Source organism: Pseudomonas sp. ASL9 (genome assembly GCF_056680335.1).
Map to the genome: position 1 here is coordinate 1,976,409 of NZ_CM155277.1, position 20,203 is coordinate 1,996,611.

The following is a 20,203-nucleotide window of genomic DNA, read 5'->3' on the forward strand; positions in this document are numbered from 1 at the left end:
ATAGATCAGTGCGAGTCGTTTTTCGTCTTAGCCTGAACAGCCTTGGCTGCACGTAATCTGCGAACCTCTTTTGGATCAGCCAGCAGCGGACGATAAATTTCTATCCGATCACCCGCTATAAGTACTCGGGTTTCGGCATCGCTCAGCACTTTTCCGAAAATGCCTACGGGGCAATGCGCCAGATCCAAGTCAGGAAAATACTGGCCGATCCCGGACACCCACAGCGCATTGCGCACCGTTGAACCCGATGCCACATCGACTTTGAGCAGCACCTGGCGATCTACAGCGGCATACGCCACTTCGATTTCAATCTGCGCCTCAACCATGCAGCTGTTTTGCCCGCTGACAAAAAGCATCGACCAATGTGTTGGCCGCCTGATTGAACAACGGCCCCAATGTTGCGCGCACGATAGGTCCAGCATAATCGAACGACAAGTCCAGGCTGATCTTGCAGGCCTTTTCACCCAACGGTTTGAACACCCAGACACCGTGCAACTGGCTGAACGGCCCTTCTTCCAGATTCATCTCGATCGACTGCCCTGGCACCAGCGTGTTTCGCGTCACGAAATGCTGCCTGAGACCGCCTTTGGCTATTTCGACGCGAGCGCGCATATGATCATCGCCGACATCCAACACCACAGCAGAGGAACACCACGGCAAAAACTCCGAGTAGCGCGCCACATCATTTACCAGGTCATAAAGTGCCTGCGCCGGATAAGGCAACAGGGCAGAACGTTGAATATGCGTAGTCATGTCAGCGTCATTTCCAAAGCTGAGCGGCAAACACAACAAGAATGCCGAACGGCGCCACATAGCGCATCAAAAAGAACGTCAAAGAGAAAAGCACCGGGCTGCGCATTGATAACTCATCACGCACCGCCTCACGGCCCATCACCCAACCTGCAAAAATCACAAAACAGAGCCCACCCAGCGGCAACATGATCCGCGAGGTGAAGAAGTCGATGACCCCAAAGAAACTCAGGCCACCCACCGCACCCCATTGATAGAGGTGAAATACACCCGCATCACTCACGAAAAACTTGGCCTGCTGCCAGATATTGAACGAGAACACCGTCCCCAAACCCACGAACCAGCAGATAAACGCCAGCCAGAATGTCACCCAGCCGCGGCGGATTTTAGTCCGTTCGATCAGATAAGCCACCATCGGTTCAAGCAAAGAAATAGCCGAACTCCAGGCCGCAACCGCCACCAGCACGAAGAAGACTACGCCCATCAACTGGCCGAACGCCACGTTGCCGAAAGCAAATGGCAAGGTCACGAACATCAGGCCCGGACCTTCGCTGGGGTTCAGGCCCGCAGCAAACACAATTGGAAACAACGCCAGCCCCGCCAGCAGCGAAACAAACGTATCGAGCAGCGCCACACCGACGATGGTGCCAGAGATCGAGGAATTTTTCGGCATATAAGCGCCGTAGATCATGATCGACCCCACCCCCACACTCAGCGAGAAAAAGGCATGCCCCATGGCAGGTAGCAAGCCATCGAGCAGCCTGGATGCGTCGAAGTCGAACATGAAGTGCACGCCCTGCATGAAGTGTCCGGTAGTCAGGCTATAGCCCAACAGGATCACCATCAGGATAAAGAGCAGCGGCATCATGATCCGCAGACTGCGCTCCAACCCCGCGACCACTCCCTTGGCAATCACCCCTGCCGAAAGCAGCATGAACACCGTGTGCCATAAGGTCAGCCGCCAGGGGTCAGCGATGACCTTGCCGAAGTAAGCCCCCACTTGATCGGACGCGACACCCTGAAAATCGCCACGCCCCATGCCAATGATGTAATCCAGCGACCAGCCACCCACCACGCTATAGAAAGAAAGGATCAGCAACGCCGTGATCATCCCGGCGAACGCCCCCCAGGACCACAGCGCGGAATGCCCGGCCTCGAGCGCCAACACCTTCAAGGCGTTGGCCGGACTTTGCCTGGCACGCCTGCCAATCAGCGTTTCGGCCAGCATCACCGGCACACCGATCAAGGCTATGCAGGCCAGAAACACCAACACGAAAGCGCCGCCGCCATACACGCCGACCATGTAGGGAAACTTCCATATACTGCCAAGACCTACCGCAGAACCGGTTGCTGCAAGAATAAACACCCAGCGACTCGCCCAGCCGCCGTGGACAGAAACCTTGTCCGTCGACATCGTTAACACGCTCAACCGATCAAAAAAGAGGGCGCATTGTCCGGGATTCAATCAAGGTGCTCAAGCACGCAGCTTCACCGTAGCCGACAGCGCGCTGACTCCCTATAATGCGTCCCCTATGGCTAAGCTCAAGAAACACCCCACAGGGACCATCGCGCAAAATAAAAAGGCGCGTCACGATTACTTCGTCGAACATAAGTTCGAGGCCGGTCTGGTCCTGGCTGGCTGGGAAGTAAAGAGTATGCGTGCTAGCAAGGTGCAGCTGGTTGACAGTTATGTGCTGCTCAAAAATGGCGAGGCGTGGCTGATGGGCTGCCATATCACGCCACTGGCTGCCGCCAGCACACACGTCATCGCTGACCCGACACGTACCCGTAAACTGCTGCTCAACCAGCGCGAGCTCGAAAAGATCAACACCGCGGTTCAGCAAAAAGGCTATGCCTGCGTGGCCCTTGCCATTTACTGGAAGGCGCACTTGATCAAGTGCGAAATCGCGCTGGGCAAAGGCAAGAAGGAATACGACAAGCGCCACACCGAGCGTGAACGCGACTCTGATCGCGAGCTGCAACGTGCAGTTCGTAGCAAGGGCAAGGACGATTAAGCCTGACGCACCGCGTTATCCCATTCGCGAATGAATTCGCTCCCACACAGGCTGTGTGAAAACGTAGCGAGCGAAGGCAAGACAAGGCAAAAACAGGCGAGGAAGTGGACTGGGCTCGCACCCGAGTCTACGTATTGTAAATGAGCATTCCGATCGGACTCGCGCACGAGCCTGTTTTTAACGCAGTATTGTGTGCGTAGCGCCGAAGTCGCCCAGCCTGCAGTAGTTTTCACACAGTCTGCACAGATTGAACTGACCCAAAAAAATCGGACACCCATCCGACTTTGGGGTGCAGTTCAGATCTCATACCCTGTGGGAGCGAATTCATTCGCGAAGGCGTCAGTTCAGACAGCAAAATTGTCCGGACCCACCATTAGATCCCATTACGCCTCTCCGCCCGCGCCGTGCGCTGCACTTGTTGCCGCACCTCTTCCAACACCTCCTGCACATACAGCAGATGGCGGCTGGCAACCTCGCGTGCGTCCTCCGCACGACCTTCGACAATCGCCAGATACAACTCACGGTGCTGACTGATCAGCATGTCGCGGGTCTCTGTGCGCTGTTTGTACATGCCGCCGATATTGGTCACGACATTGCGCTTGAGCAAATCGAACAAGCCACGGATGGTGTGCAACAGCACCGCGTTATGGCTGGCTTCGGCAATGGCCAGATGGAAGTTCGCATCGGCGGCACCCTCCTCGGCCCGGCTTACTTCGCCGACCCGCGAATAACAGTCCTGCAATAAATCGAAGGCCGCCCGCAGTCGCTCACGGTCGACGTCCGTCGCGCGCAAGGCTGCGTAATAGGCGCACGACGCTTCGAGCGTATGGCGAAATTCAAGTAGATCGCGCTGGGCATCTGGGTTGCTTTCCAGCAAATGCAGCAACGGATCGCTGAAGGTCGACCCCAGACTCTCGACCACATAATTACCGCCGCCCTGGCGGCTGACCAACAAGCCTTTTGCCGTGAGCTTCTGAATCGCCTCACGCAAGGATGGGCGCGAGACACCAAACTGCTCTGCCAACGCACGCTCAGCAGGAAGCCGCTCTCCAGACTTCAACGTGCCTTCGAGAATCATCCCTTCCAGTTGCTCGACAATATCGTCAGACAAACGGCGCTGTCGCACCTGATCAAACCCCATAACTCACTCCACCTCTCCGATCATCTGCCGGAAGCGCCTATTCTCGCCGATTGCCACAGCGCCGACACCCTTCAGATTCGGCTGAAAATGCCTCATCAGTGTGATTTCTTTCATAAATCGACGAAAGTATTAGAAGGGCAAATTGACACATCAATAGCTAGCTTTTAACCTAGCGCCCAGACATTGTAAATTGGTATTACCAATTATCCAATGCCGGCATTCAGTGGCCACCATCCACGACGCCGCAAGACCTCTCGTCATAACGAAAGGCTTGAGCTGGTGAGCTGTGCGACTTGTTCGCCAGCATCGATTCGACGATCACGACCTTGCGTGTTGACCGTCGACAACGAGCTGCGATCTTGCGATACGGAACATCGGGCCTGACCAACAATAATTAGGGGCCACCCCATATGCAAACCTGGCAACAGTTCTACACCCCACTCGGCAGCCTTGGCTTTTCCGCTATCGCCGCAGTTATCCCCATCGTGTTTTTCTTCATGGCCTTGGCCGTGTTCCGGCTCAAGGGCCATGTCGCAGGCACCATCACACTGCTGTTATCGGTACTGATAGCGATCTTCGCCTTCAAAATGCCTGCCGATATGGCAGTCGCAGCCGCCATCTACGGATTTGCCTATGGCGTCTGGCCGATTGCCTGGATCATCATCGCTGCGGTATTCCTCTACAAACTGACGGTTAAAAGTGGTCAGTTCGAGATCATCCGCAGCTCGGTCCTGACCATCACCGACGACCAACGCCTGCAAGTGTTGCTGATCGCCTTCTGCTTTGGCGCCTTCCTTGAAGGTGCGGCAGGTTTTGGTGCGCCAGTGGCGATTACTGCCGCGTTGTTGGTAGGGCTGGGCTTCAACCCGATCTATGCCGCTGGGTTGTGCCTGATTGCCAACACCGCTCCGGTTGCTTTCGGCGCGCTGGGTATTCCGATCATCGTGGCGGGCCAGGTGTCGGGGATCGACGCGTTCAAGATCGGCGCCATGGCTGGCCGTCAACTGCCGCTGCTGTCGCTGTTCGTGCCATTCTGGCTGGTGTTCATGATGGACGGCATGCGCGGCGTCAAGGAAACCTGGCCAGCCGCTCTGGTCGCGGGCCTTACCTTCGCCACCAGTCAGTTCCTCACTTCAAACTTCATCGGCCCGGAACTGCCTGACATCACCTCAGCATTAATCAGCCTGATTTCCCTGACACTGTTCCTCAAAGTCTGGCAGCCAAAACGCAGCGCGGGCGCACAAATGGCCGGTGCCACGCCAAACGGCACAGTCGTCGCCAGCGCGGGCGGCTTCGGTCAGCCTCGTACCTCGGTGAAATCTGAGTACACCCTGGGGCAGATTTTCAAAGCTTGGTCTCCCTTCCTGATCCTGACCCTCATCGTTACCGTCTGGACGCTTAAGCCGTTCAAGGCGTTGTTCGCCGCCGGTGGTGCGATGCAGGCCTGGACCATGAACGTTGCGATCCCGCACCTGGACCAACTGGTATTCAAGGTTGCGCCAATCGTCGCCGCCCCGACCGCGATGCCAGCCGTGTTCAAACTTGACCTGATCGCTGCATCCGGCTCAGCGATTCTTATCTCCGCACTGCTGTCGATGCTGGTGTTGCGAATCGGCGTCAAAACCGGTCTGACCACTTTCAAAGAGACCTTGTTTGAACTGCGCTGGGCCGTCGTGTCGATTGGCATGGTGCTGGCGTTCGCCTTCGTGATGAACTTCTCCGGCATGTCCACCACCCTGGCATTGGTACTGGCATCCACGGGCGCTGCGTTTCCGTTCTTCTCGCCGTTCCTTGGCTGGCTGGGCGTGTTCCTGACAGGCTCCGATACCTCATCCAACGCGCTGTTCGGCTCATTGCAAGCAACGACCGCGAACCAGGTTGGCGTCAGCAATGTATTGATGGTGGCCGCGAACTCAACTGGCGGCGTGACCGGCAAGATGATTTCACCGCAGTCGATTGCCGTTGCCTGCGCCGCCACCGGCCTGGTGGGTAAAGAATCCGACCTGTTCCGCTTCACCCTCAAACACAGTCTGTTCTTTGCCACCATCGTCGGCTGCATCACTCTGGCCCAGGCCTATTGGTTCACCGGCATGCTGGTTCACTAACAGCATCCATACCCGCAACGACCTGGCGCCGGGCTAATCCCCGGCGTCAACCATTCACAACCGGGTCTGCAAAGCGGCTGAAAGTTTCAGCGATGCATCTTTCAACCGCTTTGCTGGACGGATAACCGGGACCACCCGGAGAAACGCCTGATGAGCGAGCTCTATTACAACGCCGTGCCAAATGCGACCCGTGTCGCACCGCCCCGCGCCGAACCACGGCAATACCCTGACGCAAAACCCGAGCGGGTCTATTTGTTCGGTACCTGCGTGGTCGACCTGTTTTTCCCCGAGGCCGGCATGGATGCGATTCACCTGCTCGAGCGCGAAGGCATTCGGGTCGAATTCCCCCAAGGGCAAAGCTGCTGCGGGCAACCGGCCTATACCTCGGGCTACACCGATCAGGCGCGTGAAGTGGCTCGGGCGCAACTGGCCTTGTTCGCCGGAGATTACCCCGTCGTCGTACCTTCCGGCTCTTGCGCCGGCATGCTGCGCGAACACTACCCCGACCTGTTCAAGGACGAGCCGGAAACGTTAAAGCAGGTTCACGCCCTCGCCGCCCGCACCTATGAACTGGCAGAGTTTCTGCTGTTCGTGTGCAAGGTCCAGCTACAAGACAGTGGCGCCCCGATCAAGGTGGCGCTGCACACCTCCTGTTCGGCACGACGGGAAATGAACACCCACTTGCACGTACGGGAGCTGTTGTCCCAAATGAGCAACGTCGAGCGGGTAGACCACAGCCACGAAAGCGAATGCTGCGGCTTTGGCGGGACGTTCAGTGTGCGCATGCCGGATATTTCCGGGGCCATGGTGGCGGACAAGACACGCGCATTAAAAGAGTCCGGCGCGCATCAAGTAGTGACCGCCGACTGCGGCTGCTTGATGAACATCAACGGTTCGCTGGAGAAACAACGGGAATCGCTACGCGGCCAACACCTGGCAAGTTTCCTGTGGCAACGCACCGGAGGTGAGCAATGAGCACGCAAACCCTGATCCCCACCGTTGAGGTACACGAAGATTTCCGCGCCCGAGCCCACAAAGCCTTGGGCGACAGCCAACTGCGCAACAACTTCCGCACCGCCATGGACTCGCTGATGACCAAGCGCGCAGCCGCGTTCAGCGATGCTGACGAGCGTGAACGCCTTCGCACCCTAGGCAATGCGATTCGTGCCCGTGCTTTATCCAAGCTGCCCGACTTGCTTGAGCAGCTTGAAACCAACCTGACCCGCAATGGCGTGAAGGTGCATTGGGCGGAAACGGTAGAAGAAGCCAATGCCATCGTCCTCTCGATCGTCGAGGCCCACGAAGCCCGGCAAGTGATCAAGGGCAAGTCGATGGTCAGCGAAGAAATGGAGATGAACGATTTCCTCGCGGCCCGTGGCGTTGAATGCCTGGAAGCAGACATGGGCGAATACATCGTCCAGCTCGACCATGAGAAGCCGTCGCACATCATCATGCCGGCGATTCACAAAAATGCCGGTCAGGTGGGCACCTTGTTCCACGAGAAGCTGGGCGTGGAGTACACCAAAGACGTCGACCAACTGATCCAGATCGGTCGCAGAGTGCTGCGCCAAAAATTCTTCGAAGCAGACATCGGTGTCTCCGGCGTCAACTTCGCCGTGGCTGAAACCGGCACCCTGTTACTGGTCGAAAACGAAGGCAACGGCCGCATGTGCACGACGGTTCCGCCGGTGCATATTGCCGTGACAGGTATCGAAAAAGTCGTCGAAAACCTGCGCGATACCATCCCCCTGTTGTCGCTGCTGACGCGTTCGGCGCTGGGTATACCGATCACCACCTACGTCAACATGATCTCCGGCCCGCGCAAGGCCGATGAACTGGATGGCCCGCAAGAAGTGCATCTGGTGTTGCTTGATAACGGTCGCAGCCAAGCGTTCGCCGACAGCGAACTGCGTCAGACACTGAACTGCATCCGCTGCGGCGCTTGTATGAACCACTGCCCGGTCTATACCCGCATCGGCGGCCATGCTTATGGCGAGGTGTATCCGGGTCCTATCGGCAAAATCATCACCCCGCACATGGTCGGTCTGAACAAAGTCCCCGACCACCCTAGCGCGTCGTCGTTGTGCGGCGCCTGCGGTGAAGTCTGCCCGGTGAAGATTCCGATCCCGGCCCTGTTGCGTCGCCTGCGCGAAGAAAACGTCAAATCGCCGGATGCGCCGAATAAAGTCATGCGCGGCCAAGGCAGTAAATACTCACGCACGGAACGCTTTGTCTGGAATGCCTGGTCCCGGCTTAACAGCTCGCCAGCGCTGTACCGTGTGTTCGGCTTTTTCGCGACCCGCCTGCGCAACTTGATGCCTGGCAACATCGGCCCATGGACGCAGAATCACAGCGCACCGAAACCGGCCGCCCGCTCCCTGCATGAGCTGGCCCGTGAACATCTGGCCAAGCGGTCGACAGAGAAGCAGTCGATAGAGACGCAACCGGGAGCCAAGCGATGAGCGCCAAACAAAACATCCTCAACAAGCTGCGCCACAGCCTGACCGGTGCCACGCCGATTGCCGACAACTTCGACGAAGACTTGGTGACCACCCCCTGGAGTTACGCCCCCGAACAACGGCTCGCGCAACTGCGCAAACTGATGGAAGCCGTGCACACCGAAATCCATCTCAGCACCGAACAGGGCTGGCCAGCACTGCTCGCACAACTGGTGCACGACCGCCAATTGCCCAGCCTGTTGATCGCGCCGAGCACACCCCATGGCCGACGCGTCAGCGAACATTGGACCGTGCACCCAGAACTGCCCCCCCTCAAGGCTTATGATCGTCCGATAGAAGCGTGGAAAACCGAGCTGTTCGACGATACCCCCGCCAGCTTCACCACCACCCTGGGCGCCATTGCCGCCACGGGCAGCCTGATTCTGTGGCCGACCCGGGAAGAGCCGCGCCTGATGAGTCTGGTGCCGCCCGTGCATTTCGCCCTGCTCAAGGCCAGTGAAATTTACGACAACCTTTATCAGGTCCAGCAACAACAGAACTGGGCGGCCAGCATGCCGACCAACGCACTGCTGGTGTCCGGCCCATCAAAAACCGCTGACATTGAACAGATCCTGGCCTACGGCGCTCACGGCCCGAAAGATCTGGTGGTACTGATTCTGGAGGATGCATGAGTCTGCCCGCTGTATTTCTGCGCGAAGCCGAGCGCCTGATCCCCAAGAACAGACGCTTCGACGACCCGCTTTCGACCTTGGCTTTTGGCACTGACGCCAGCTTCTATCGGCTAATCCCGAAACTGGTAATCCGCGTCGAATCCGAAGATGAAGTGGTGGCGCTGCTTAAGCTGGCTCAAGCTGAACACGTACCCGTGACGTTTCGTGCCGCGGGCACCAGTTTGTCCGGCCAAGCCATCAGCGATTCAGTGCTGATCGTGCTCGGCGACAATTGGAACGGCCGTGAGATCCGGGGTCAGGGCATGCAGATCCGCCTGCAACCGGGCGTCATTGGCGCTCAAGCCAACGCCTGGCTGGCACCGTTCGGGCGCAAGATCGGCCCGGACCCGGCATCGATCAATGCCTGCAAGATCGGCGGTATCGTCGCCAATAATGCCAGCGGCATGTGCTGCGGCACCGCGCAGAACACCTATCACACCCTCGCCGGGATTCGTCTGGTATTGGCCGACGGCAGCCGCCTGGACACTGAGGACTCCGCCAGCGTCGCCGCGTTTCGCGACAGCCACGCCGACCTGCTGGAGCAACTGGCCCGACTTGGCCGCGAGACACGTGCCAACAGCACGCTGGCCGCAAAGATTCGCCACAAATACCGCCTGAAAAACACCACCGGCCTCTCGCTCAATGCCCTGGTGGATTTCGATGAGCCACTGGATATTCTCAGCCACTTGCTAGTCGGCTCCGAAGGCACCCTCGGCTTTATCAGCGCGGTCACTTACGACACCGTCATCGACCATCCGTACAAAGCATCGGCGCTGATCGTGTTTCCCGATGTGGAAACCTGCTGCACCGCCGTCACCGTGCTGAAAAGCCAACCGGTGGCCGCTGTCGAACTGCTGGATCGACGCAGTATGCGTTCGGTGCAGAACAAACCCGGCATGCCAGCCTTCGTTCGTGAACTGTCGGAAAATGCCTGCGCGCTGCTGATCGAATCCCGCGCGGCCTCCCAGGCATTACTGCATGAGCAGCTCACGCAGATCATGGCCTCGCTGACACCCTTCCCGGTGGAAAAGCAGGTCGACTTTACCGAAGACCCGGTGGAAAACGCCCGTCTCTGGGCGATTCGCAAAGACACCTTCCCAGCCGTCGGCGCCGTGCGTAAAACCGGTACCACGGTGATCATCGAGGACGTTACGTTCCCGGTCGAACAACTGGCGATTGGCGTGCGTCGACTGATCGCGCTGTTCGACAAACATCACTACGACGAAGCGATCCTGTTCGGCCACGCGCTGGAAGGTAATCTGCACTTTGTGTTCACCCAGGGCTTCGACAGCCCTTCAGAAGTGGCTCGTTACCAAGCGTTTATGGACGACGTCACGCAACTGGTTGCCGTGGAGTTCGGTGGGTCGTTAAAAGCCGAACACGGCACCGGACGCAACATGGCGCCCTTCGTCGAGCTGGAATGGGGCAGCGATGCCTACCAACTGATGTGGCAACTCAAAAGGCTGCTTGATCCCAACGGCATCCTCAACCCGGACGTGGTGCTCAGCACCGATCCGCAGATCCATTTGAAGCACCTCAAGCCGCTGCCCGCCGCCGACGAGATCGTCGACAAATGCATCGAGTGCGGTTTTTGCGAACCGGTCTGTCCATCCAAAGGGCTGACGCTGAGCCCACGGCAACGCATCGTGATCTGGCGCGATATCCAGGCAAAAAAACGCTCGGGCATCGACACCACAGAGATGGAGCGCGACTACCACTACCAAGGCATCGACACCTGTGCAGCGACAGGGCTGTGCGCGCAACGCTGTCCGGTCGGGATCAATACCGGCGAACTGGTCAAGAAGCTGCGCAGCCGCGAAGCGACCCACGGCAAAACTGCGGATTGGCTGGCTCATAATTTCAAGACCGCGCTGCAAGGTGCGCGCTTCACCCTGCACGTGGCCAACGGTGCCCGGATGCTGTTGGGCGCGCCACGCCTGGCAAAAATCTCCGCCGCACTGAGCAAAGCATCGGCAGGTCGCGTGCCACAGTGGACCGCCGCCATGCCGCAGCCGGAGCGGGCCATTCGTTTCAGCCCACCGATCAACGATCAGCGCCCGCGCGTGGTGTACTTGGCCGCGTGCGTGTCACGCGTCATGGGCCCCGCTGCGAGCGACCGCGAACAGATGTCGCTGCTGGACAAAACCCGAGGGCTGTTGGAGAAGGCTGGGTATCAGGTGATCTTCCCCGACAATCAGGACAGCCTGTGCTGCGGGCAACCCTTTGCCTCAAAAGGCTACAACGAGCAGGCTGAGCACAAACGCGAGGAGCTGCTCGCGGCCTTGATCAAGGCCAGTCGTGGCGGTCTCGACCCCATCTACTGCGACACCAGCCCCTGCACGCTGCGCCTGGTACAAGACCTGAAAGATACGCGCCTGGACCTGTACGACCCGGTGCGCTTCATCCGCACTCATCTGTTGGACAAGCTGCACTTCACACCCCAACAGGAAGCCATCGCGGTACACGTCACCTGCAGCACCCAGCACTTGGGCGAAAGTCAGGCGCTAATCGAACTGGCGCGCCTGTGCAGCCAGAATGTGGTGATACCCGAAGGCATTCATTGCTGCGGTTTTGCCGGCGACAAAGGCTTCACCACACCGGAACTGAACGCGCATTCATTGCGCACCTTGAAAGACGCCGTGCAGTACTGCAACGAAGGCATTTCCACCAGCCGAACCTGTGAGATCGGCCTGTCGCAACACGGCGGTATTGATTACCACGGATTGGTTTATCTGGTGGATCGAGTCACTCAAGCCAAGTCTGCGTAAACCCACCCTGACCGGGCCCACACGCCGCGTCAGGGCGCCAGACGTCGCCAGAGGGGCTTTTTTTGACGAGGCTCAAGAAAAAATAGAACCCCTGCCTTACGCCAGAGTCAATCTCTTTAAGCCCTTAAAAATGAACCGGGCTTACCACAGACCTCGGGCGCCCGGCCTCATCGACCGTCCATACCGAGTCCACAGGCTAAGGAGATACACATGAAGCGTATTGCACTCACTGGATTGTTCCTCACCGCCGCACTGTTGGCTTCCCCGGTATTTGCCGCTGATGATCTGTGCGACGCCAATCTGCAGCAGATCAAAGATGATCTGGCCACGGGCGCTGCCGACATGGGCGAAGACACCATGATGAATCTCAAGGAAACGCAAAAGGAAGCCATGGCCGCAAAAGCTGCGGGCGACACTAAAAAATGCATCGAATTGACAACCAAAGCACTCGAAGAGGCCGATAAGACCGAATCCGGTGGTCAGTAAACGCATTGCCAAGGCCAGCCTCAGGGCTGGCCTGTTTCACCTTGGCATCAGACAGAAAGTCGACGGCCTCTCTGCAATCAGGTAGACTGGGCGCTTGACTGCTAGAGCAGTTGTAATTGGGGCCGATTAGGATTCGACGCCGGTCGCGAAACTCTAGGGGCATGCCGAGTTGGTAACAGAACTCGTAAATCCACTGTTGCAACTTCTTATAGTTGCCAATGACGAAACCTACGGGGAATACGCTCTCGCTGCGTAAGCAGCCTTAGCCCTTCCCTCCTGGTCGCTTCGGCGCCAGCAATCACTAGGGGATGTCTGTAAACCCGAAGTGATTGTCATATAGAACAGAATCGCCGTGCAGTATGTTGTGGACGAATCGGCTAAAAATTACACAGCTCGCCCAATGCACCCTGCCCGTCGGGCCGCTGAGGGTTAACTTAATAGACACGGCTAAGCATGTAGTCCCGAAAGTAGAGTACTGGCGGACGGGGGTTCAAATCCCCCCGGCTCCACCACTTCAACATCTAAAGACGTCCACGGACGTCTTTTTTTGTGCCTGAAATCCAGTGAATACAGGGATTTCAGCGCTTATGGGGGCTTTGCAGGGTTTCTGAGTTCCAGGCGCTTTGGTATCCCAGGTGGTATCCCGGACTGTCAAATGCTATTTTCAGGATACCAAAACGGTGCTGGAGGTAGCCCCCATGCCTACTAACGCAACCCGCCTCTCCGATCGCCAGCTCAAGGCAGTCAAGGCAACTGGTAAAGACTTCGTCCTCAGCGACGGCGATGGCTTACAGCTTCGAGTACGCGCGAGCGGCTCAATGATGTGGAATTTCAATTACCGCGAGCCGTTGACCAGAAGCCGTATCAACATGGCACTTGGTCCATACCCCGATCTCTCGCTAGCCAACGCCCGGAAGAAAGCCGCAGAGGCGCGTGAGTTGCTCGCTTTGGGCACTGATCCCAAAACCCAGCGTGATGAGGTAAGGCAAGCCAAACTTGCTGAGACTGAACACACTTTCGAGAAGGTGGCCACTGCCTGGTTCGAGCTGAAGAAAGACTCCGTAACCAAAGCCTACGCCGAAGACATTTGGAGATCGCTGACGCTCCATGTTTTCCCAAGCATGAAAGCAACGCCGCTCTCTCAAATCACTGCTCCGATGGTTATCAAGATCCTTCGCCCAATCGAGGCCAAAGGGAGCCTCGAAACCGTGAAACGATTGAGCCAACGACTCAACGAGATCATGACCTACGGGGTCAACTGCGGGCTGATATTTGCGAACCCCCTCAATGGAATTCGGGCGGTGTTCAAGAAACCCAAGAAAGAGAACATGGCTGCGCTACCACCTGAGGAGCTTCCCGAGCTCATGATGGAAATCGCGAACGCCAGCATCAAGCGCACGACCCGCTGCCTGATCGAATGGCAGTTGCACACGATGACCCGCCCTGCCGAAGCAGCCACAACACGATGGGCAGATATCGACTTCGACAAGCGCATTTGGACCATTCCGCCAGAGCGCATGAAAAAGCGTCGGCCGCACACAATCCCCCTTACCGATCAGGCACTTTCGTTACTGGAGACGCTCAAGCAACTCAGCGGTAACAGAGAGTACGTGTTCCCCTCAGATAGAAACCCCCGCACCCATGCCAATAGCCAGACCGCCAACATGGCGTTGAAGCGCATGGGCTTTCAGGACCGCCTAGTCAGCCACGGCTTGCGCTCGATGGCGAGCACCATCCTGAATGAGCATGGCTGGGATCCGGAGCTGATCGAGGTCGCGCTGGCGCATGTCGACAAGGACGAAGTTCGTAGCGCCTACAACCGGACGGATTACATCGAACGCCGGCGTCCGATGATGGCTTGGTGGAGTGAACATATCCAGAAGGCGGCCACCGGCAGCCTGTCAGCATCTGCCATCAATCAAACCAGGGACCACAACGTCGTGCCGATACGTGGGCGCTCACCGGACGCCGCCGGTAACCGAGAATAACTCCCCAGATGGAGTGATGGTTGATTTGGCGACAGCGGCGACACCGGCGACAACCCGCGTAATACCTGGCCTGCAGCATGGCGACAGAGATGGCGACTGTCGCCGTTGCAAGCCTTGCTCTTGGGGCCTTTTCGACTAAGTCCATGCGGGCGGGAAGGCTCCGCATTCCCACTCGCATGGGCTCTGCGCAATTGCATCTCACTTGACCACCTAATTGCATTGCCACTGACCAGTCGTTTGCAGTTGATGGGTGTCAACGGGTGCCACTCAGCGCGAGTGTGTCAGCCAAGCACTGAAAGGACTGCAACCGACCGATTCTGTTGAAAAAGTCGGTTCTGCAAGACTGCCCGAATACTAACCGCTGAAAACGCCTTTTTTGCGCGCTGCTACGCGAAATGTGCACCCGGAATCCACTGCTCAAAGTAAAGACTTCAATCTCAAGCGCGTACGTTTCTGTCGTGGAAGACACGGCCGACTTTTTCAACAGAATCGACCCAAGGCGGTCGCTCGCGAAAGACGGCTATCGGCTGAAGCGGCCAGTCAGGTGGTTCCGATACAGAATCACCATACACTACGGTTTCTTTTATGCTCCTGGGCTGATTGACCTTGAGACTTTGACTGACAGTATATTGTAGCTATTGCCCCCATCACATCGTGATGCTCATCAGGCCGAACATCGCTTCCAACTCCAACCCCCACTTGCAACTAGGCTAGTGCGCTGAGAGTGCCCTATATATAGCCCTGTCATATTTCTCGCATCTGTAATTTTAAGCTGTAAAGAGCCGAAGTATGCATGCTGGTCGCTTTTGTCGTACCACTCCCCCGTGATATATGTGCTCTTTATAGTGGCAAAGATGCAGTATGTTCTACCTTTGGCGTCAAACTCCGCATAAAGATATCTCCCGAACTGCTTGACGCTGGTATAGCTGTGTCTATCGGCAACATTTTTGAAGCTTGGGCTTTCTGGCGCCTCCCAAGTTTGCTCCCATTTGCCTGAGATTATGGGAGGACGCTCCCGAAAAAAACCTCTAACTGGAAGCCAGTGAAGATACTTTACGAAGTAATGCGAAAGTCTGAAATCAAGAAGTGTTTTAACAATCAGAACCGCACACGGAGTGGCGACTCCAGTTGCAATAACGTTGAGATCGATTTCCATTTTATGACTCTAGCCCCAGCAGTTCGCCGGATATTTTTGTCGATATCTCGGACAGGTCATTTACTAGCTTTCTGGCAATCTTATTCTTCATGAGCGACCTTGCATGTTTTAACAGATCCGCCCTCACCTCCTCGCTAAGGGTGAAGTCCATGTGGGAAAGCTCAATTATTTTCATAATAACCGAAGAGTACTCATAGCTTTTCCCAGGAATGAGCGATTTGATCTCACCAAGAGTGTCAACCCCATCAATCTCACAGAGGGCATAAGTAATGATTATTTTCTCTAAGTTGTCTGATGAGCCTGAGCGCTTCTCTCGGAGACGACCTGTCTGCCTAGAGTTTATTAAGTCGGAAGCCATCATTGAGACAGCAAAATTAGGGAAGGCTGCAACGAGGAAGTTAAGGAAGGCATCTATTCTTTCTGTCGTTTTTCTTCTGTGCTCTTGCGGGAGCTCTTGATATTTAGAGTGCTCAACTAGCTTTTCGAGTACTAGCGGGCGCAGCTTCTCTTGAAATTTCCTAGTGTTTAGTGCGATAGTTTTCTGATAGAAGTCGAGTGCATTAGAGAAATGCTGGTCAGCTATCGAGCGATCAGTCACGTGCTCCGCTGCTCGAAATACACGAGCATAGAGCGAAAGCGAAGACTGAAATAGTGTTGCTCCATGTAGGTCATCCCAGCTCGCGTGGGACTCGCCGTTCTGAGGGCATTCTCTTAAAGGGCTAGCACTATCCATTCTTTCATCAATTTCATGCTCCTTAGGCGGCTCATGATTAAGAGCCTTATCAATAGACTCCTCTTTCAACTCATCGAGGATATCTGATTGAGCCGCTTCCTGAAGCTCTTCAGCTGCCGTCTTTAGATTGGTAATTTTTTCCGACTCAACACATATCGCCCAAGCATCACTGGTGAGCATATGACAAAATTCAAGAAGATCAGTATCCTCTTTAGAAATGGCAGACATGTATTCAATTACTTTATTGAAGCGCAAGAAATTTATTGACATGTGTAGTTCAGGATACGATGGCTTCTTATTGCTAAGGTATCTCGCATACACATAATCAAAGAAGCATGCCTGACTAAATCGGTACTTCTCGTCAGAAAGCTCTATCACGCCACTGGCTAAGACGGGGTTTAAGTAGGCCGTAATGGGGAAGTCCTGGGCAATATCTCTATTAAACTTAACTATTATTGCGTCCACCTCAGAAACCTTGAGGGCAAACATTTTTTTCTTGGCCATTTCATCAGCAATACTGCCGAGGAGCCGCAGCAAGTCCTTGTATTGAGGCGCTCGCTCTCTTGTAATGCAATGCTTGTGCATTATGACTTCAATGAAGTTTTCAACAAGATCCGCCTCATGCAAGTAAGTCGAAAAGTGACCTTGTTTTCTTTCATATATAGAAAGAAGCATGGAATACACAAAAATATTATTTGGCATCCCTGCATTATCTACGGCTTTCAGAATCTCTTTTGCGACAGAATTTTGCTTGGTAGAACTAGACAACCACTTCCCAACCAAGCCTTTGAGATGGCTGCGCTTCATTCCGCCAATATTGACTTCCACAAATTTCCTGCAAACCTTCGTGCGCAGCTTTGTTGCAAGTTCTTGTGCTGTAGCGTGCTTGCACGATATGATAAATCTTGGTTGTTTGTGCTCGGCAAGGAATGAAATCAGCTCATCAATACAGCGTTGAGAAAGCCCATCCACTCCATCGAAAATCAGAAGTGCATTCTCTGTTATGACTTTATTTCCCAGCGTATCAATATATAGCTTAGAGCTCGGTAGAGATTCGTATATCTCAGTCAGAGTCGCTTTGATGCGATGCTTTGATGGGAGCTGCTTACCCTTGCAATCAAAATAAAAAGCAATTTCATCTAGTTGCGTTCGCGCTTGACTCTTGAGTTTGTCCATGAGCAAACTTTTTAATAAGGTACTCTTCCCAGAATTCTCGCCGCCCACCAGGAGGAAGTTATCTCGCGATCTCGCCAACTCTTCAAAGCCAATATATTTTTCCTCGCCGTCCTCTTCGATCTCATAACCCTCGACCTTAATGGCAGGGCAAATAAATATATCGGAAAGGCGCTTTCGCTCAGCTTCAGCCACACCGGTGTTGCACATCAAGTCAAAGTCGAAGCGATCTAAAGCCTTTCCACAGTCCTCAGCAAATGCCTCCCTATTGAATCCTCCTGTGGGGGTCGCCTCATAATCCATCTGCCCCTTCGGGCATCTATCTAACCATGGCGAAAACTTCTTGTCACCTTCGTCGTATTTGCGAAATGAGATTCTGCCCGACTTCAGATTATCAGTATGGGTTGCACTTACTATTGAATACCCACTTTTTTCTTTTCCTGACAGGTCAAATCTACCAGCCTGCATTTTCATTACGAAGTCCTCAGAGAACGAAGACTCTCGCAAAACATTAAACTCATGCATATGGCCATAAAACACAGTGGAAATTTTATTGCTTGTTATTTTTGCAGAAAGCAGCCTTCGCTCCTCGGGATGAAGCCATTCCAGGGGATGATGCATGATAATTATTTTTTCTTTGAATTCACGAATACTCTTTAGGGCGGCGTCTATCTGGTGCTCACCAATGAAAAGATTCTCTCGGTCTTGCTCGCCAATTGCAGACCAGCCTGTATTCAGGCAGGCGATGCCAACATTGCCATGTTTGTAGCTTTGATAGAGCTCATTTATTTCAACGATATTCTGGGAGCCCTTGTAGAACTGCCTTATGAAATTCAACCAGTTAGTGCAGGGGTGCCGCTGATTAGAAAGCAGTTCCTCTTGGAGCTCTTTTATTTCATCAGAATTATAATCTTTACGCAGACTGCTTATAGCCTTCTTATTCGAGAAGCTGAATTCGCTCCGGCCTGTATCGTGATTGCCTGCAACCAAGAATATATCTTCATTTTTTAATTTGAGGGCATCTCGAATAGGCTCAATAAGCTCCGTCCTGCACAACTCAAACTCTTCTTGCTTCCCCGCGTAGGTTAGGTCTCCGGAAACTATTAGTGCATCTGCATTTTCGATAGACCCCATGTCCTCCAAAAAAACATCTTTCAATCGCTCTAGAAACTGTCGAGACTGCCCTTTTAGTGGAGTGGTGCTAGCGTGAATATCTGAAACGTGCAGTATTTTTTTCATATTCCGTCATGATTTGATGGTGGCCAGATGCCTACATTATCCATTTTACTTTGAGTCAGTGCCAGAGGTGCCTATACGCTTAGGCACAACCCATTTCTTTATTTGGGGCAGAATCCTTTCGCAGATTTCACTGGGAGCCTTTGGCATGAGTAAATCGGGGCGCAGCTTGAGGTCAGACGCTTGCTTTGGCGTTGCTGCTGGTGCCAAGGTCGAGCGCGCCAAGCAGGGCTGAGGGCCTCAACCAGTATCGAATCGAGAGCAAGTCCAGTTGGATGAGCCCAGAGGTAGAAGACCTGAGCTTATTGGTCGGCCATCAGGATCAGGTGCCCAGTTGCTGGAGAACAGAACCCTACTGGCTAGAAGCGAGTTCTGTCCAATCGCCGCATACTGTATTGGCGACCAATTGCTTTGCTCCCAAGCCCACCCGGAATTCGTGCATAGCTTTGCATATGCACTGCTTGAATTGCGGCAGCCCCTGCTGAGGCAGTGGACAGCTGACTGTTCGGCCACCAGAGGCACTCCGTGGCTGAGTGAGTGATTCGTTTCGTTGCTCATAACCGCTTAGAGAAAATGAAATGCCCCGATTTTTTCTGAAGCGATAGCCCTCAATATCTAGGGTTTTCTGACTGCTTTTGGCCGTTCTCTGCCGGTCGTCACTACGGCGGGTGCTGGTCAAGTCGAATGCAAACGGTTGATCAGCACGAATGCAATTGACTGGTCAGTGACAATGCAAATGGTCAAGTCCATGCAATTACGCAGGCTCGCATTAAAAACCGACGAACGACTACCCGACTATGGAAAACCACCGGCCGCCAAGGTCTTCCAGCGCTACTGATTGGCGCAAGAGTCGCCCCCAAAATACTATTGACCGCGAGCAGAACGAGCGCTAAATCAGAACTGTACCAGCGCTGTCCTCGACAGCACCCAGGTAGCCAGAACCTTTGAGGCTACGCCACATCGTGGTGGTTCTCCCCAAGTGCGATTAGCGTCCGGCGGCTCGCACGATCACAGCGATGTGATGGATGCCTACTTCTCAACTTTGCCCACTGCGGCAACTCAGGCCTTCTCCTGGCTGCTCTGCAGCAACTTATCCGCTTGGTCATTTCATGCGCCAACCTGTTGCCCGTCTCTTTGACCCCTAAAGAGACGGGCGCATATCACACTGCTGCAGCCCTGCTCGCACGGGCCTTTGCGGCTTTCCCCCTCGTGACAATCGGCGTGACAAACACCGAATGCTCACTCATCACAGCGATGCCGATGATGGTGCCGCAGCCCAAGGAATGGACTGCCCCTGACTGACAGTCAGGCATGCCCCGGTCATCGCATCACTGCCTTCACCCAACTCAGGATCTCGCGGCATTGGTCTCGTCAGCCAGTGCAGCCTCCACCCGCCCACTTCTTCGGAAGTGCTCAGGAGGCCAGATCATGAGATGCCCAAGCTCCCGGTAGTAAGGAGCCGTCAGTCCCGCGTAAGTGGACA

General features: G+C 55.0%; 14 protein-coding genes and 1 other RNA gene. 9 read left to right on the forward strand and 6 right to left on the reverse strand.

Features of this window, described 5'->3' with window-relative positions; genetic code table 11:
• Positions 1 to 5: 5 nt before the first annotated feature.
• Genes AC1ME2_RS09280 through AC1ME2_RS09290 form a run of 3 tightly spaced genes read right to left on the reverse strand, consistent with a single transcriptional unit; the run spans position 6 to position 2,164 of the window.
• Entirely contained in the window at positions 6 to 326 is a 321-nt protein-coding gene (locus AC1ME2_RS09280; RefSeq protein ID WP_480440613.1) for an RnfH family protein, read from the reverse strand.
• The gene (locus tag AC1ME2_RS09285) at positions 319 to 753 is read right to left on the reverse strand and encodes a type II toxin-antitoxin system RatA family toxin (protein ID WP_480440614.1); all 435 of its coding nucleotides are present in this window, start codon (positions 751 to 753) and stop codon (positions 319 to 321) included. The genes AC1ME2_RS09280 and AC1ME2_RS09285 overlap by 8 nt, the downstream gene beginning before the upstream one ends.
• Positions 754 to 760: 7 nt before the next feature.
• Positions 761 to 2,164, reverse strand: a complete 1,404-nt coding sequence (locus AC1ME2_RS09290; RefSeq protein ID WP_480440615.1) for a sodium-dependent transporter — start codon at positions 2,162 to 2,164, stop codon at positions 761 to 763.
• A 118-nt stretch (positions 2,165 to 2,282) separates the two neighbouring features.
• On the opposite strand from AC1ME2_RS09290, the gene smpB reads away from it, so the two are divergent.
• Positions 2,283 to 2,765, forward strand: a complete 483-nt coding sequence (gene smpB, locus AC1ME2_RS09295) for an SsrA-binding protein SmpB (protein ID WP_480440617.1) — start codon at positions 2,283 to 2,285, stop codon at positions 2,763 to 2,765.
• 373 nt (positions 2,766 to 3,138) lie between these two features.
• On the opposite strand, the gene AC1ME2_RS09300 is transcribed toward smpB, so the two are convergent.
• Positions 3,139 to 3,906 (reverse strand): GntR family transcriptional regulator, encoded by a 768-nt coding sequence (locus AC1ME2_RS09300; RefSeq protein WP_480440619.1) that lies wholly within the window; start codon positions 3,904 to 3,906, stop codon positions 3,139 to 3,141.
• Between the two features lie 410 nt (positions 3,907 to 4,316).
• Between AC1ME2_RS09300 and AC1ME2_RS09305 the strand changes: the two genes are divergently transcribed.
• The 8 genes from AC1ME2_RS09305 (at position 4,317) to AC1ME2_RS09340 (ending at position 14,422) form a co-directional block, all read left to right on the forward strand.
• A complete protein-coding gene (locus AC1ME2_RS09305) occupies positions 4,317 to 6,011 on the forward strand; it encodes a lactate permease LctP family transporter (protein WP_480440620.1) in 1,695 nt (564 codons plus the stop codon).
• Positions 6,012 to 6,161: 150 nt separating this feature from the next.
• Complete coding sequence (locus AC1ME2_RS09310) at positions 6,162 to 6,986, forward strand: (Fe-S)-binding protein (protein ID WP_480440622.1); 825 nt, start codon at positions 6,162 to 6,164, stop codon at positions 6,984 to 6,986.
• Positions 6,983 to 8,473, forward strand: a complete 1,491-nt coding sequence (locus AC1ME2_RS09315) for a LutB/LldF family L-lactate oxidation iron-sulfur protein (RefSeq protein WP_480440623.1) — start codon at positions 6,983 to 6,985, stop codon at positions 8,471 to 8,473. The genes AC1ME2_RS09310 and AC1ME2_RS09315 overlap by 4 nt, the downstream gene beginning before the upstream one ends.
• Positions 8,470 to 9,141, forward strand: a complete 672-nt coding sequence (locus tag AC1ME2_RS09320) for a LutC/YkgG family protein (protein WP_480440625.1) — start codon at positions 8,470 to 8,472, stop codon at positions 9,139 to 9,141. The genes AC1ME2_RS09315 and AC1ME2_RS09320 overlap by 4 nt, the downstream gene beginning before the upstream one ends.
• Positions 9,138 to 11,948 carry an FAD-binding and (Fe-S)-binding domain-containing protein gene (locus tag AC1ME2_RS09325; protein ID WP_480440626.1) on the forward strand — a complete coding sequence of 937 codons (2,811 nt, stop codon included), beginning with the start codon at positions 9,138 to 9,140 and terminating at the stop codon, positions 11,946 to 11,948. The genes AC1ME2_RS09320 and AC1ME2_RS09325 overlap by 4 nt, the downstream gene beginning before the upstream one ends.
• Before the next feature lie 210 nt (positions 11,949 to 12,158).
• The gene (locus AC1ME2_RS09330; protein WP_480440628.1) at positions 12,159 to 12,434 is read left to right on the forward strand and encodes a hypothetical protein; all 276 of its coding nucleotides are present in this window, start codon (positions 12,159 to 12,161) and stop codon (positions 12,432 to 12,434) included.
• Between the two features lie 118 nt (positions 12,435 to 12,552).
• Positions 12,553 to 12,946, forward strand: a transfer-messenger RNA (tmRNA) gene (gene ssrA / locus AC1ME2_RS09335).
• 186 nt (positions 12,947 to 13,132) lie between these two features.
• Positions 13,133 to 14,422, forward strand: a complete 1,290-nt coding sequence (locus AC1ME2_RS09340; RefSeq protein WP_480440629.1) for an integrase domain-containing protein — start codon at positions 13,133 to 13,135, stop codon at positions 14,420 to 14,422.
• Between the two features lie 664 nt (positions 14,423 to 15,086).
• Here the strand turns inward: AC1ME2_RS09340 and AC1ME2_RS09345 are convergent.
• Both AC1ME2_RS09345 and AC1ME2_RS09350 read right to left on the reverse strand, forming a co-directional pair.
• A complete protein-coding gene (locus AC1ME2_RS09345) occupies positions 15,087 to 15,578 on the reverse strand; it encodes a hypothetical protein (protein WP_480440631.1) in 492 nt (163 codons plus the stop codon).
• Position 15,579: 1 nt separating this feature from the next.
• Positions 15,580 to 18,723, reverse strand: coding sequence for a metallophosphoesterase (locus AC1ME2_RS09350; protein ID WP_480440633.1), 3,144 nt, complete (start codon positions 18,721 to 18,723; stop codon positions 15,580 to 15,582).
• Positions 18,724 to 20,203 lie beyond the last annotated feature (1,480 nt).

Bases quoted from the DNA above. Each gene is read 5' to 3' on its own strand.
- AC1ME2_RS09320 (WP_480440625.1), top strand. From the start codon at position 8,470: ATGAGCGCCAAACAAAACATCCTCAACAAGCTGCGCCACAGCCTGACC.
- AC1ME2_RS09340 (WP_480440629.1), top strand. From the start codon at position 13,133: ATGCCTACTAACGCAACCCGCCTCTCCGATCGCCAGCTCAAGGCAGTC.
- AC1ME2_RS09310 (WP_480440622.1), top strand. From the start codon at position 6,162: ATGAGCGAGCTCTATTACAACGCCGTGCCAAATGCGACCCGTGTCGCA.
- AC1ME2_RS09290 (WP_480440615.1), bottom strand. From the start codon at position 2,164: ATGTCGACGGACAAGGTTTCTGTCCACGGCGGCTGGGCGAGTCGCTGG.
- AC1ME2_RS09280 (WP_480440613.1), bottom strand. From the start codon at position 326: ATGGTTGAGGCGCAGATTGAAATCGAAGTGGCGTATGCCGCTGTAGAT.
- AC1ME2_RS09315 (WP_480440623.1), top strand. From the start codon at position 6,983: ATGAGCACGCAAACCCTGATCCCCACCGTTGAGGTACACGAAGATTTC.
- AC1ME2_RS09345 (WP_480440631.1), bottom strand. From the start codon at position 15,578: ATGGAAATCGATCTCAACGTTATTGCAACTGGAGTCGCCACTCCGTGT.
- AC1ME2_RS09330 (WP_480440628.1), top strand. From the start codon at position 12,159: ATGAAGCGTATTGCACTCACTGGATTGTTCCTCACCGCCGCACTGTTG.
- AC1ME2_RS09300 (WP_480440619.1), bottom strand. From the start codon at position 3,906: ATGGGGTTTGATCAGGTGCGACAGCGCCGTTTGTCTGACGATATTGTC.
- AC1ME2_RS09305 (WP_480440620.1), top strand. From the start codon at position 4,317: ATGCAAACCTGGCAACAGTTCTACACCCCACTCGGCAGCCTTGGCTTT.
- smpB (WP_480440617.1), top strand. From the start codon at position 2,283: ATGGCTAAGCTCAAGAAACACCCCACAGGGACCATCGCGCAAAATAAA.
- AC1ME2_RS09350 (WP_480440633.1), bottom strand. From the start codon at position 18,723: ATGAAAAAAATACTGCACGTTTCAGATATTCACGCTAGCACCACTCCA.
- AC1ME2_RS09325 (WP_480440626.1), top strand. From the start codon at position 9,138: ATGAGTCTGCCCGCTGTATTTCTGCGCGAAGCCGAGCGCCTGATCCCC.
- AC1ME2_RS09285 (WP_480440614.1), bottom strand. From the start codon at position 753: ATGACTACGCATATTCAACGTTCTGCCCTGTTGCCTTATCCGGCGCAG.